A 12,993-nucleotide genomic window follows, 5' to 3' on the forward strand; every position below is an offset into this window, starting at 1 on the left:
AGATGATCCAGATCACAACCATCGGCAAGGCGCTGCTCGCGCTGGCCTTGCTCGCGACCCACTACGCGCTCCAGGCCGCCCCGCAGGCGGGCGGCACGGTCACGCTGGTGCTGCAGAACGAGCCGCCCACGCTGGTGTCGATCGCGCATTCGCACTCCTCCACCCTGGCCGTCAGCGCGAAGGTCACCGAGGGCCTGCTGAAGTACGACCAGGACCTGAAGCCGCAGCCTCAGCTCGCCACGGCATGGCAGGTGAGCTCTGACGGCCGGACCTACACATTCACCCTGCGCCGCGGCGTGAAATGGCACGACGGGCGCGACTTCAGCTCGGCCGACGTGGCCTATTCGATCCTGCTGCTGAAGGAACACCATCCGCGCGGCCGCAGCACCTTCGCGCCGGTGGAGCGCGTGAAGACGCCCGACCCGTACACGGCGGTTCTCGAGCTGTCGCGCCCGGCGCCCTACCTGCTGAAGGCCTTCGTCGCGTCGGAAGCGCCCATCGTGCCGAAGCATCTCTACGAGAACGGCGGCGACGTGCTGCGCAACCCCAACGGCTCGGCGCCCGTGGGTACCGGTCCGTTCAGGTTCAAGGAATGGGTGCGCGGCAGCCACATCGTGTACGAGCGCAATCCCGACTACTGGGACAGGCCCAAGCCCTACATCGACAGGCTGATCGTGAAGATCATTCCCGACGCGGCCTCGCGCTCCATCGCCTTCGAGACCGGCGACGTGGACATCGGCTACCGCACGCCCGTCTCGCCCGGCGACATCGAACGGCTGAAGGCGAACCCGAAGCTGGGCTTCGAGACCAAGGGCAACAGCTATTCCTACAACGTGACGCGCCTGGAGTTCAACCTGCGCCAGCCGCAGCTCAAGGAGCTGAAGGTGCGCCAGGCGATCGCGCATGCCGTCAGCCGCGAGGTGGTGCGCGACAACGTGTTCTACGGCTACGGCGTGATCTCCTATTCCCCCATCGCGCCCGGCCTCAAGGAATTCCACGACACCCGCCCCACGCCCTACCCCTACGCGCCGAAGACCGCCGAGCGCCTGCTCGACGAGGCGGGCTTTCCGCGCGGGGCCGACGGCACGCGCTTCACGCTTGCGCTCGACTTCAACCCGAGCGACGTTCACAAGCGCCTGGCCGACTACGTGAAGCAGGCGCTGGGCCGGGTCGGCATCAGGGTCGACATTCGCGCCACGGACTTCTCGCAGTACGTGAAACGCATCTACACCGAGCAGAACTACGACCTGGCGATCAACGGCACCAGCAACCTGTTCGATCCCACGGTGGGTTCGCAGCGCCTGTACTGGTCGAAGAACATCCGCCAGGGCGTGCCCTTCTCGAACGGCACCTTCTACGACAACCCGGTGGTCGACAGGCTGCTGGAAGACGCCGCGGTCGAGATCGATCCGGCTAAGCGGGTGGCCCTCTTCAAGGAGTTCCAGCGCATCGTCGGCGTCGAGGTGCCCGACCTGAACCTGCTCTCGCCCACCTACTTCACCATCTACAACCGCCGGGTGCACGACCATTCGCTCACGGGCGACGGCGTGGAGGCGAACTTCGCGGACGTCTATATTCGCTGACTGCCTTTCCTTTCACCTGTCGCGAAGAAGATGCCGCTGAATGCCCACGAACTGAAACAACTCGCCGAAGCCGGCGACCGATCCGGGGTCTCCCCTTGCGGCTGCTGGCTGCACCGGGCGGATGCCTGGGAGAGCTTCGCCGAAGACCGCTGGCCCGCCGACCTGCTGCAGCGCGTCGACACGCTGCGCGCCGAAGGCGTCGACGAACCGACCTTCGAGGAGTTCCACCCCGGCGGCACGCGCTACGACTCGGCCGAAGCGCCGATCTCGGTGGCGCACTTCCCGTTCAACCGCTGCGACGTGTACCGGTGCACGGCCTGCCAGCGGCTGGTGCTGCGCTACACAGAGTTCGGCGGCTACTACGTCGACCACCGCGCGCGTCGGGTGGATGCCGCGCTGGTGATCGCCTGACGCAGCTGACGCAGGCTCAGGCCAGCAGGCCTTTCCAGTAGAGCCGCGCGGCGGCCAGCACGGTGCGCATCTGCGTCGTGTGGGCCAGCCGGAAGGCGGCGCCGCGCACCGTCTCGTCGGGAAACTCCGTCACGAGCGTGAACGGCACCGTGGAGCGCTCGTCGGTCGTGACGAGGCACGGAATGCCGTTGATCCGCTCGAACGGCAGCTCGCCCACATGGGCATGCCACATCCGCTGCTGCAACGCGTTGAACTCGGCCAGCTCCGGCGAACCGGAATGCAGCTCCTCGGTGAGCGCATGCAGGAACCGCATGCCGTCCAGTCCGGGGTGGCGTCGGAAGATCAGGAAGAAGCCCTTGGGCACGGTCCACAGCTCGCCGCCCAGCGGCACGTAGCCCGCGCGGGGCCGCGTCCATTCGTGCGCCGGATAGCCGTGCAGGCTCAGGTGCAGGCGCGCGCCGGTGCGGGCGATGGCCTCGAGCCGCGCGGCCTTCTCTCCGAAGGGCGGCTTCGTGCGGGCCTCCAGGTCGTCGCCCAGCGCCGTATAACGGGCCGCGTGCGCCATGTGATTCGGATGCGTGGCCTGCAGGCGGTAATGCAGCGCGGCGCCGTCGGGGTTCTCGAGCGGCACCAGTGCGTAGTGGGCGTCGCGGTGGGTGTTCAGGTGGCGGGCCGCGCGCAGTGCGCCGACGACGCCCGAACTCTCGTTCGCATGCTGCCCGGCCGTGATCGCCAGGCCCGGCAGCGCGCCGCGCACATGCACGCCGGCGACCTTCCGGCCCTGGAAGGAGGTCACGGAAAACGGCTCTCCCGGCAGCTGCGCGACGATGCGTTCGACCTCAACGGGCGCGAGCGAGCGTTCGGCCTCGTCGAGCACCAGCGTGGCGTCCACGGGAGGATCGACGCGGCGGTGCCGTGCGAGCCGCACCGTCACCCGCGTGTCGCCGTCGGCCTGCGAGACCAGCGGCACTATCTGCCCCGGCTGCAGCGTGCGGTCGGCCTCGGGCAGGCCTGCGCGTGCCTTGAAGAATTCCAGCACGCCGTAGTAGCTGTCCTCGTGCAGCGCCTCGAAGGTGCTGATGGTCTCCTCGCCGAACGGAAGGCGCCGCTCGATGCCGGCGGTCGCGATGTCGATCTCCAGCGTGTCGAACAGGGGCAGCGTGGCCGGCCACTCGTGCTTGCGCACTGCGTCGAGCGCAGCCTCGCAGGCGATCTCGAACTCTGTTCGCAGCGGCGCGTCTTCCACCAGCGCGTCGCCCTGCCAGACGCGCAGCCAACCGCAGGGAGAAGCGGTGCCGTCGTTCGGCGCGAACACCTGCCAGCGCCTGCCGCCGGTCTCGACGATGTAGTCCGACTGGAGCTCGTCGCCTTCGACGAAGCGCAGCGTGTTCCTCTTGCCGATCAGCCCGGCCAGCGGATAGGCCTCGAGCCGGAAGCGCTGCCCCTTGCCGGCGGGCGTGCGCACCACGATCTCGCGCGCGCCGGGACTTTCGCCTTCGAACTCCTCGAGAAAGAAATGCACCAGCGGCTTGTACGCGCTGCGCAGCACCGCCGTGACACCCGCTGCGGCCAGCGTCTTCTCAGCCGCACGGCGCGCCGCCTCGTCCTCGAACAGCCAGGCCTCCACGCGCGTCGCCGGGCCGGCGGTGAAGCGCTGCACCAGTTGCGTGAGGGTTCGAGGGACGATGGTGTCGAGCAGCGAAGTCATGCAGCGAGCGTTTCGGGGTCGGAGAAGAAGCTGTGCTCGATCTGGCGGATGGATTTCCAGTCGGCCGTGAGCCGGTCGAACTGGGCATCGAACAGGCCCACCATGCCCAGCGCCGTGCGCAGGTCGGTGGTCACGTTCAGGCGGTCGCCCGTTTTTACCCATCGCTTCACGCTGACGCAAGACGGCAGCTGTTCGATCGAATCCCAGGCGAAGTCCCTGGCGAGCACGCCCGCCTTGGGCGAAACCAGCAGGATATGGCCGCAGAAGCCGCTGAAGCGCGGCTGCTCGTTCAGCGTCTGCTTGAAGAGCTGCGGATTGACGAAGGCCTCGACCGTCACCGAGATCTGGTTCTCGCCGGTCACGGCCGTCGTGAGGCGCGGGTCGAGGCTGCCGTGCAGGCGGGAGTTCAGCTCGACGATGGTCGGCCCCTCGGCCGTCACGATCAGCTCCAGGTGGGACGGTCCGTAGTGCAGCCCCACGGCGTCGAGCACCTGCACCGCGTAGGCGATGACTTCCGCGTACTGCGGTTGCGTGTGGTCGACCACGAGCATCTTCTCCAGCCGGGGCGAATGGCTGCGGTCGCGCTCCACCTCCCAGAGGCTGACCACCTTGTGATGGCCTTCGAAGGAGACGGAATCGACGATGTATTCCTGCCCCTCGCTGTACGACTGCACGAGGATGTCCTCCTGCACCTCGTCGTACGAGGACTTGATCGCCAGCACGTTGCGGGCGGCCTCCTCCACCTGCTCTTGCGTGCGGCAGATCTTCACGCCCTTCACGCCGGAGCTGCGCGTGGGCTTGATGACCACCGGCAGGCGCGCATGGGCCCGCGCCCAGTCGGCGATCTCCTGCGGCGAGCGCGACTGGAACTGCTGCGGCGTGCGCACGCCGGCGCGCCGCAGCGCCTCGATCTGCTCGAACTTGTCGCGCCGCGCGGCGGTGAGTTCCACCGGGTTGCGCAGCGGCACCTCGAGCGCATCGGCCAGCCTGGAGGCCAGCTCGACGCCGCTGTCGACGCCCGGCAGCACCACGCTGATGCCCAGGTCTCGCAGCGCATCGGCCGTCTGGCGCAGGTCGCCGCGATGCACCACGCTGCGCACGTAGTCGGCCGGGTTGATCTGCGTCTGCAGGCGCTGCGGCAGCGACTCGCTGCTCAGCACGTGCACGCAGCGCACGCCGTACGAGCGGAAGGCGGGCGCCAGGTGCGCGCTGGTCGAGGCGCCGTCGACGATGGCCACGGTATCAAGCAACTGCTTCTTCATGGAGTCTCTTCTCTGCGGTGGGTTGAAACAGGCGGCGCACGTAGATGTACGCGCGCCGCTCGCGATGGACCAGCCGTTGCGGTCCGTAGGTGATGTGGAGGTCGGCGTTGCGCAGCTCGCCGGGCGACGAGAAGTCCCACGGCAGCGGGTCGCTCGCCAGCAGGAACTCGACGTGCGCGTACGAGCGCGGCGCGAAGATGTCGGGCACGTCCACGCCGCGGCCCGTGAGCTTGTCGAGCAGCGCGGTGACGATGTCGAAGCCGTAGCCGTCGCGCACGATGTCGCAGATGAAGCTGCCGGCGATGCGCGGATTGAGCTCGATCACGTAGGGCACGCCGTCGCGCACGATGCAATCCAGGTGCACGGGCCCCCACGAGAGGCCGGCGAGTTCGATGGTGCTGGCGCCGGCGTCGATCAGCCGGCGCAAGGCGGTGTCGTCCAGGTCGAGCTCGGAGGTGTAGCCGCGCTCCAGGAAGCCCTCGCCGCGGCGCTTGAGCTTGCGCATCGCGCCCACGTACCGCCCGTCGAAGTACTCGACGCAGTATTCGGCGCCCTCGAGGAATTCCTCGACGATCACGCTGTCGGTCAGGCCGGTGCGCCGGTTGGCTTGCAGCTCGTCGGCCAGCGCCTCGGCGTGCCGCCTGGCCTCGCCCGCATCGGCGCAGCGCTTCACTCCGTGGCTTGCCGAGCCTTCGGACGGCTTCACCACCACGGGGAAGCGCAGCGCGCCCACGCGGTCCCAGAGCGCCGGCAGGTCGGACAGCGCGCCGTCGACGAACTTCGCGGTCGGCAGGCCGCTCGCAGCCAGAAGCGCCTTCTGGTTCGCCTTGGACACGCTGCGCGCCACTGCGGCGGCGTCCGGCCCCGGCAGGCCGAGCTGTTCGGCCACCTGCGCCGCGAGCCGCGCGTAGACGTCGTTGGCCGTGGTAACGCGCAGCCGGCGATCAGGATCGGGATGGTGGTCGCGCAGCCAGGCGACCACCGCGTCGGCCTCGGTCTGCAGGTTGACGATTTCCACCTCCGGCGGAAACACGCCCTGCAGCAGGTCGTTCGGCCCGCTGATCACCGTCACCTGCAACTGCCTGTCGAGTGCCGCGCGCACCAGCGCGAGGCTGGTGCCGGTCTTGCGCGCACCGATCACGATGAGTCGTGTCATTCGATACCCCGGAAGAAAAAGGAACGTCGGCCCTAGAGGCACAGCACGGCGATCAGCGCGCCGGCCAACCGCAGGAAGGCCGACAGGTCGAACGCGAACACCGCCCCGGTCGCGACCTGCGCGGGCAAGCCGACCAGCAATGCCCCGAACAGGGCCACGCCGATGGCGCTGCCGACCTGGCGCGCCGCGCCGAAGATCGCCGAAGCGGTGGCCGACAGCGAGGAAGCCACGCTGCCGATCACCAGCGACGTGAGGGCCGGCGTGCCGATGCCCGCGCCGATAGCCAGCAGAAGCAGGCTGGGCAGGATGCGCAGGTACGGCGTGGCGGCGTCCACGCCGTGCAGCAGCGCGAACGCCAGCGCGGAGAGCAGGAAACCCGCGATCACCGGCGTGCGCTGCGAGAAGCGCCTGGCCAGCCGTCCGCTCGCGAGGTTCGCCAGCATGATCACGGTGAAGGGCAGCAAGGCAAGGCCGGTCTGCGTGGGCGTGTAGCCCTTCGAATGCTGGAAGTACAGGCTCAGCACGAAGATCGACCCGTAGAAGGTGATGTTCATGAGCACGCCGAGCACGATGGCCGCGGAGAACGCCCTGCTGCGGAAGATGCCGAGCGGGATCATCGGCGCCGGCACGCGCGACTCGTTGCGCACGAAGGCGGCGATGGCCAGTGCGGCGACGGCGAAGCCCGCGAGCACCGTCCAGTCGGTCCAGCCGAGCACGCCGCCCTCGATGACCGCATGGGTGAGGAAGAACAGCGCGACGATGGCCAGCAGCTGCCCGCCCACGTCCAGCCTGCCGGCCGCCGCGCGAACCGTCTCGGCGACGTAGCGGCGCACCGCCCACAGGCCCAGGGCGCAGATCGGCAGGTTCACGAAGAAGATCGAGCGCCAGCCCAGGCCGGTCGTCAGCGCGCCGCCGAGCACGGGCCCCGCGGCACTCACCACGCCGCCGATGGCGCTCCACCACCCGATGGCGCGCGTGCGTGCCACCGCGTCGCCCGCGCAGGCGTGCGACAGCAGCGACAGCGAGGTCGGCAGGATCAGCGCCGCGCCGACACCCTGCGCCGCGCGCGCCGCGATCAGCACGCCGATGGAAGGCGCGACCGCGCAGCCCAGCGAGGCCAGCCCGAACAGCACCAGCCCGACGCTGAAGACGCGCCGGCTGCCGAAGCGGTCGGCAAAAGAGCCGGCCGTGAGCAGCAGCGCCGCGAAGGCCAGCGTGTAGGCGTCGACGATCCACTGCAGGCCGGTCACGCCGGCCCCGAGGTCTTTGCCGATCTGCGGCATCGCCACGTTGACGATGGTCACGTCGAGCTGCACCACCACGAAGCCGAAGCTGGTCGCGGCCAGAGTCCAGCCGATGCCGGTGGCGCGCCGCCCGGCGGGTGCGAGTTCGGCCAGTGAAGTGCTGCCTGCGGCGCTCATTCCGACGCCCTCAGTTCGCGTGCGCTCCTGCGGCGCTCGCTCAGCGCCTCAAGGCGCGGCACCAGGCTCTGGATGACGCGCGGCAGCAGGTAGATCGGCAGCTGCGCGCAGGCGAAGAACAGCGCGATGGCGGGCGTCGCCGCGGCGCCGAGCGCAGCCCACAGCAGCCCGACGTTGCGGTTGCCCATGAGCAGCGCGACGTTCAGGCGGGTGCGCACGCTGCCCGGCGTGAGCAGGTACGCGATGCATTGCACGCCGACGTTGGCGGCGAACGCCAGCGCAATGGCCGCGATCACGAGCGCCGGCTGGTCCACGATGGCCTGCTGCAGGCCGGCCATCGTGCCGACCGCGAAGACCAGCAGCGCGACCACCACGACGCCGTCGATCGCGCCCGCGTGGGCCGCGAGGCGCTCCTTCGCGAACCGGCGCACGAGGATCGCCGCGCCCTCGGCCGTGCCGACCAGCAGGACCAGCCGCAACGCGAGGCTCGAAGGCTGGATGGCCACGCCCGGATCCCGCCCGAACCACTGCGCCAGCAGCGGCGCGGTGAGCGGCACCAGCGCCATCGCCGCCAGCGTGGCAACCAGCGCGACGGCCGCGTCCAGTCCCAGCATGCGGGCCACGGCCGAGGTGCCGCTGGCCGGCGGTGCGCAGAAGGCGAGCACCAGCGCCAGGGTCCATGCCGGCGGCAGGCCCAGCGCGAGGCCCGCCAGGCCCGCGACGACGGGGCACACGACGATCGCGCACAGCGGCAGCGCCAGCGAAACCGCCGGCCGGCGCGCGACCGCCAGCACGGTGGCCGGGTCGACGCGCAACAGGGTGCCGAGCACGAAGATGAACACGGTCACCGGCATCAGCGGGCGTGCCGCGTCCGCGAGCGCCGGCACGAGCAGGCCCAGGAAGACGCCGGCGGCCAGCACGCTCGGGCCGTTGCGGGTCAGGACGGCGAACGGCCCCGGCATCGGCTCAGGCCTGCTCGCTCAAGGCGGGTTGGCGCGCATCCGCGTTGCGCGAGCGCACCGGCTCGCTGGCGCGCGGCAGCAGGAAGGGATCGAACACCCGCTCCTGCCGCTTGCCGAAGGAGCGGAAGTTCCACAGGTTGGTCGTGACCATGATGCGCTGCACCCAGCGATAGGCGCGGTCGTTGGAGTCGAAGCTGGGCACGAAGCTGTCGCGCGAGTGCAGCGCGAAGCGGTTGTTGACGAAGACCAGCCGGCCCGGCTTGATGTCGATGGCCTCGGAGACCGCCCTCACCTCGCGGTGGAAGTTCTCCAGCGCCGTCCTGGCGCGCTGGTTCACGGGCAGCACCATGTCGGGGTAGAAGGCCACGGTCACGCGCGGCAGCTCCAGCGGGCCCGACAGCACCGGGCTCAGGTCGGTGTTGTCGCGCGGCGTGGGCGTGGCGCCGCGCCAGCGGTACGGCACGCGGATGATGAAGTTGCGGCCGTAGAGCGCCTCCAGGTCCTCGTCGCTCAGGCGGGCCAGCGCGAGCCGCGCGTCGGCCACCCGCGTGAACGGCCCCCGGCCCTCGCCCTCGGGCGCGGCGCGCAGTCCGAGCAGCAGCAGCGCGAGCGGCGAGGTGTCGCCCTCGGGCATGAAGGCCTGGGCGGCATTCTCGATGTGGAAGTCGAGCTCCACCTCGGAGCCCAGGCCGGTGTAGTCGTTGCGCGTGTGCTTGTGCGGCGTGAGGTTGTTGACCAGCTCCAGCCCTTCGTGCGAGATCGAGTACGGCTCGCCGATGGCAGCGCCGAGCGCCGCGAGCAGGTTCTCGCTGAGCACGCCGTCCTTGAACTGGCGCCCGGTCTCGCCGAACTGCGGGCTGCCCCTCACGCCGGAGTCGATCGGCAGGTTGTCGACCACCAGGTAGGCATAGGCGGCGCTGTTGGACGATTTGATGACTTCCAGCAGCCGCACCAGGCGTTCCGGAAAACCGGAATAGACGCGCCGGCGAAGCTCGCCGATGTAGGCCGAACTCCCTGCCGGGTCGTAGTCGAGGTCTCCGAGCACCTGACGGATCTGCTCGGCCTCGCTGGCGGTGATGCTCACTTCGGCTCTCGAACCTTGGTCTGACATGAAAACTCCTTGAGTGTGTCGACAGGCGCGCGGCAAGGCGCGTCACGATGGGACAGCGGTTGGGTCTGCTGACGCTGACGCGAGGCTATTGGCGATTTTTTATCTCAAAAACGAATCTATTTGATATTCCATATCCGATAATCAGATTTATTACTTTCCGCTGAATCTGGAGAAAAGAGGTCGCCCATGGACCGTGTATTGCTCGAAACCTTCAAGGCCGTGGTGGACGAAGGCGGTGCCCTGAAGGCGGCCAACGTGCTCGGCTGTGCCCAGTCCAACGTGACGACGCGGCTCAAGCAGATGGAACAGCGCCTGGGCGTGCCGCTGTTCAACCGCCAGGGCAAGCGGCTGCAGCTCAGCGAGGCCGGGGAGCGCTACCTGCCCTACGTGACGCGCATCCTCGATCTCATCGACGAAGCGGCAGCCAACGCACGCGCCGAGGCCCCCGCGGTGCAGCGCCTGCGCGTGGGCACCATGGAAAGCACGGCCGCCATGCACCTGCCGCACGCACTGGCCGCCATGCGGCAGGCATTCCCCGAACTGGAGCTCCAGCTGGAGGTGGAAGCCGAGCCCGCGCTGTCGCAGATGCTGCTGCAGCACCGCCTGGACCTTGCGGTGACTGCGCGCGTGAACGAACGCGCGGGCCTGATCTACGAGGCGGGCTTCGACGAGCCGCTCGTGGTTGTGGCGCAGGAAGACCCGGCGGAACTGCTGGCGCAGGCGCCCGTGTATGCGCCGACGCTGATCGCCTTCCGCGAAGGCTGCCCCTATCGCACCATGGCGCAGCGCTGGCTCGAATCGCGGCGCATCGCCTGCGCCCGGGTGCTGTCGTTCAGCACCTATGGAGCGGTGCTGGGCTGCGCGGCGGCGGGCATGGGCATTGCGGTGGTGCCGCGCAGGCTGGTGGAGAACCAGGCGCAGTCCTACCAGTTGCAGGCCTACCGCCCGCGCGACCTGGCGCCGGCCACGAGCTATTTCGTGTACCGCGAGGAATGGCAGCCCGGCGTCGAAGCCCGGGCGCTGATGCAGGAGCTGCGCCACTCGGCACGCCAGCCGGTTACGCCGCTCTGAGGCGCGACAGTCCTGTTGCCTCCGGGCAAGCCGGGGACATTGGCGGGCCTCAGGCCGCGAGCCGCTGCCTCGCGCCGGCCTGCCAGATCGCGCTGGCGTAGAGCGATTCGTCGAAGTCCGGCGGCACCTCCGCGCGCGTGCGTTCCTCGTGCAGAGCGAAGTCGGCCAGCAGCAGGTCTTCGCTGATGCGGCGCACCACCGCGGGCACATAGCCGCGGATGCTCGGCACGTCGCCCAGCGGCAGGCCGGTGCTGGCGAAGCCGCCCGGGTTGTAGATGTGGATGTCGCGCAGCCAGGGCGCGGTGCCGGGCGTCTTCTCCAGGAGTTCGAGTCCCGCGCCCAGGTACGGCGCCGCACCGAGTTCATCGTCGCGCTCGTGCGCGGGCGGCTCGAAGCGGTCGCGCCAGCGCAGCACCTGGCCGGCGATGCCGGCCAGTTCGGGGCGCTGCGATAGCTCATGCGTGTAGCCCGTGCCGGCGATGGCGAAGTCGAAGCGGAAGCTCTCGTCGTTCACCGAAGCGACCACCTTGCCGTCGCGCACTTCCGCGCCCTGCCAGGGCGAGAACAGGTGCAGGTGGAAATGCGGGAACTTCAGCACGCGCTGCACCGAATCCGGTGGCGGCGTGGTGCCCAGGCGGCGATAGCGCGCCGCATGGTGCCAGCGCGTGGCATCGGGCAGCGCGAGGTAGTTGTCGTAGAGGCCCGGATAGCCGCGCACGCGTGCCACGGGCGTGGCCGCCAGCCGGTCGCGGCGGGCGAACAGGTGCACGGCTGCCGCGCCGCTTTCGAGGGCGACCGCTGCCGCGTCGAAGGCCGATGCGGCGGCACCGATCACGGCCACCGTCTTGCCGGCGAGCGCCCCGAAGTCGATCGCATGGCCTGTGTGGGCCGCGAGGCCCTGGCTCACGGCCGACGCCAGCAGGTCGGGAATGAAAGGCGCGCCGCTGCCGGCCACGCCGTTCGCGAAGATCAGCTTGCGCGCGGTCTCGACGCGCGGCTCGCCGTTCACTTCGAGATGCAGCCGGAAGTGCGGCACCGCCCCACCCTCCACCGGCTCGAAGCGGACCAGCCGCGTGCCATAGCGCACCGCGGTGCCCGTGATGCCCCGGAACCAGTCCAGGTACTCGGCCCAGGCTATGCGCGGAATGCGGTCGATGGCGGCATACGCCTCCTGGCCGTGCCGCGCTTCGTACCAGGCCTGGAAGCCGAGCGCCGTGACCGGCCCCTCGGGGCCGACAAGGTTCTTCAGCGTGCGCAGCTTGTGCATGCGCGCCCGCGTGAGCCACACGCCGGCCTGCGAGGTCCCGGCGGCGGCATCGATGACGCTCACGCCGCCGATGCCTGCGCGCTGCATCGCGAAGGCGAAGGCGCTGCCGGTCTGGCCGCCGCCGACGACGAGCACGTTGTGGTCGATGCCCGCATGGGCCGGCACCCAGTTGGCTGGCGCGGGGCCGAGCAGGCGCAGCGCTTCATGCGCGGCGTAGTCTGGGTTCGCGGCGTTCGCGGGGGAGGATGAAGAGCTCATGTGCGGTGCTTTTCGTTGTGAAGCTGTTGCATGAATTCACGATGCACCCGCGCGCAAAAAAATGGACCCCGAAGGGTCCGTTGAACGTCGCTTCGGGTACGACGAGGAGACACTCACCTCGAAGGCAAGACACCCCATTCTTCAGGCGTGGCCGCGAAAAGCGAAGCACGGAATCCGCATACGTTGATCCGTTTTTGTTCTTTGGGCTGCGAGCCTATGCCGCTGCGGCAGAGGCGCCGGCCACCGGCGCACGACGTCGCCAGGCATCGATGCTCCAGGGGCCAGCGCCGGCTGCGGCGATGAACAGGAGGACGAACGAGAACAGCACCGCGGCCTCGCCCTGGTTGAGCGAAGGGGCCAGCACGAAGCCCTTGGACGCATGACCGATGAAGTACGCGAAGGCCGCCAGCCCCGACAGCACGAAGGCGACCGGGCGCGTGAACAGCCCGATCAGCAGCAGGATGCCGCCGAAGAACTCCAGCACGCCCGCCGCACCCAGCAGCGAGACGAGCTGCAGGTTGTCGAAGAAGGCCACGTGCGGAAAGCCGAACAGCTTTGCCGAGCCGTGCAGGATCAGCAGATAGGCCGAGACGATGCGCAGCACCGAGAGAGCGGGCGGAACCAGGCGGTCTGTCTTGGGAATGGTCATGGCGGTGAAAGCGATGGAAGGTTGAAGGAAAGAAAGGAAAAAGAAGAACAGGAACGCACTGAAATTCTGTGATGGCGCCACTTGCATCCAAAGCTCGAAATTCGCACTTCGACCCTCGCTTTCTTTCTTCAGAC

Annotated in this window: 11 protein-coding genes; 3 read left to right on the plus strand and 8 right to left on the minus strand. The window is 69.1% G+C overall.

The window, feature by feature from the left end; translation table 11 throughout:
- Positions 1-2: 2 nt before the first annotated feature.
- Both EJP69_RS02580 and EJP69_RS02585 read left to right on the plus strand, forming a co-directional pair.
- Positions 3-1,583 (plus strand): ABC transporter substrate-binding protein, encoded by a 1,581-nt coding sequence (locus EJP69_RS02580; RefSeq protein ID WP_126468624.1) that lies wholly within the window; start codon positions 3-5, stop codon positions 1,581-1,583.
- A gap of 30 nt (positions 1,584-1,613) precedes the next feature.
- Positions 1,614-1,994: a hypothetical protein gene (locus tag EJP69_RS02585; RefSeq protein ID WP_093195151.1), complete on the plus strand. Its 381-nt coding sequence runs from the start codon at positions 1,614-1,616 to the stop codon at positions 1,992-1,994.
- Between the two features lie 16 nt (positions 1,995-2,010).
- Here EJP69_RS02585 and EJP69_RS02590 read toward each other — a convergent pair whose 3' ends face one another.
- The 6 genes from EJP69_RS02590 to EJP69_RS02615 are packed head-to-tail and all read right to left on the minus strand — an operon-like array spanning position 2,011 to position 9,614.
- Positions 2,011-3,702 carry a M14 family metallopeptidase gene (locus EJP69_RS02590; RefSeq protein ID WP_126468625.1) on the minus strand — a complete coding sequence of 564 codons (1,692 nt, stop codon included), beginning with the start codon at positions 3,700-3,702 and terminating at the stop codon, positions 2,011-2,013.
- Positions 3,699-4,964, minus strand: a complete 1,266-nt coding sequence (locus tag EJP69_RS02595) for an ATP-grasp domain-containing protein (RefSeq protein ID WP_126468626.1) — start codon at positions 4,962-4,964, stop codon at positions 3,699-3,701. Before EJP69_RS02595 ends, EJP69_RS02590 begins: the two co-directional genes overlap by 4 nt.
- Positions 4,945-6,120, minus strand: a complete 1,176-nt coding sequence (locus tag EJP69_RS02600) for an ATP-grasp domain-containing protein (RefSeq protein WP_126468627.1) — start codon at positions 6,118-6,120, stop codon at positions 4,945-4,947. Before EJP69_RS02600 ends, EJP69_RS02595 begins: the two co-directional genes overlap by 20 nt.
- A gap of 32 nt (positions 6,121-6,152) precedes the next feature.
- Positions 6,153-7,541: an MFS transporter gene (locus EJP69_RS02605; protein ID WP_126468628.1), complete on the minus strand. Its 1,389-nt coding sequence runs from the start codon at positions 7,539-7,541 to the stop codon at positions 6,153-6,155.
- Positions 7,538-8,503, minus strand: a complete 966-nt coding sequence (locus EJP69_RS02610; RefSeq protein ID WP_126468629.1) for a hypothetical protein — start codon at positions 8,501-8,503, stop codon at positions 7,538-7,540. The genes EJP69_RS02605 and EJP69_RS02610 overlap by 4 nt, the downstream gene beginning before the upstream one ends.
- Before the next feature lie 4 nt (positions 8,504-8,507).
- On the minus strand, positions 8,508-9,614 hold the full coding sequence (locus tag EJP69_RS02615; protein WP_093307147.1) for a TauD/TfdA family dioxygenase: 1,107 nt from the start codon (positions 9,612-9,614) through the stop codon (positions 8,508-8,510).
- 186 nt (positions 9,615-9,800) lie between these two features.
- Here EJP69_RS02615 and EJP69_RS02620 point away from each other — a divergent pair, with 186 nt between their 5' ends.
- Positions 9,801-10,685, plus strand: a complete 885-nt coding sequence (locus tag EJP69_RS02620; RefSeq protein ID WP_126468630.1) for a LysR family transcriptional regulator — start codon at positions 9,801-9,803, stop codon at positions 10,683-10,685.
- A gap of 49 nt (positions 10,686-10,734) precedes the next feature.
- Here EJP69_RS02620 and EJP69_RS02625 read toward each other — a convergent pair whose 3' ends face one another.
- Both EJP69_RS02625 and EJP69_RS02630 read right to left on the minus strand, forming a co-directional pair.
- A complete protein-coding gene (locus EJP69_RS02625; protein WP_126468631.1) occupies positions 10,735-12,210 on the minus strand; it encodes a SidA/IucD/PvdA family monooxygenase in 1,476 nt (491 codons plus the stop codon).
- 214 nt (positions 12,211-12,424) lie between these two features.
- On the minus strand, positions 12,425-12,859 hold the full coding sequence (locus EJP69_RS02630; RefSeq protein WP_126468632.1) for a DoxX family protein: 435 nt from the start codon (positions 12,857-12,859) through the stop codon (positions 12,425-12,427).
- Positions 12,860-12,993 lie beyond the last annotated feature (134 nt).

This window comes from Variovorax gossypii, from assembly GCF_003965815.1.
Lineage (GTDB): Bacteria > Pseudomonadota > Gammaproteobacteria > Burkholderiales > Burkholderiaceae_C > Variovorax > Variovorax gossypii.

Bases quoted from the DNA above. Each gene is read 5' to 3' on its own strand.
- EJP69_RS02615 (WP_093307147.1), bottom strand. From the start codon at position 9,614: ATGTCAGACCAAGGTTCGAGAGCCGAAGTGAGCATCACCGCCAGCGAG.
- EJP69_RS02625 (WP_126468631.1), bottom strand. From the start codon at position 12,210: ATGAGCTCTTCATCCTCCCCCGCGAACGCCGCGAACCCAGACTACGCC.
- EJP69_RS02585 (WP_093195151.1), top strand. From the start codon at position 1,614: ATGCCGCTGAATGCCCACGAACTGAAACAACTCGCCGAAGCCGGCGAC.
- EJP69_RS02610 (WP_126468629.1), bottom strand. From the start codon at position 8,503: ATGCCGGGGCCGTTCGCCGTCCTGACCCGCAACGGCCCGAGCGTGCTG.
- EJP69_RS02600 (WP_126468627.1), bottom strand. From the start codon at position 6,120: ATGACACGACTCATCGTGATCGGTGCGCGCAAGACCGGCACCAGCCTC.
- EJP69_RS02605 (WP_126468628.1), bottom strand. From the start codon at position 7,541: ATGAGCGCCGCAGGCAGCACTTCACTGGCCGAACTCGCACCCGCCGGG.
- EJP69_RS02590 (WP_126468625.1), bottom strand. From the start codon at position 3,702: ATGACTTCGCTGCTCGACACCATCGTCCCTCGAACCCTCACGCAACTG.
- EJP69_RS02630 (WP_126468632.1), bottom strand. From the start codon at position 12,859: ATGACCATTCCCAAGACAGACCGCCTGGTTCCGCCCGCTCTCTCGGTG.
- EJP69_RS02620 (WP_126468630.1), top strand. From the start codon at position 9,801: ATGGACCGTGTATTGCTCGAAACCTTCAAGGCCGTGGTGGACGAAGGC.
- EJP69_RS02595 (WP_126468626.1), bottom strand. From the start codon at position 4,964: ATGAAGAAGCAGTTGCTTGATACCGTGGCCATCGTCGACGGCGCCTCG.
- EJP69_RS02580 (WP_126468624.1), top strand. From the start codon at position 3: ATGATCCAGATCACAACCATCGGCAAGGCGCTGCTCGCGCTGGCCTTG.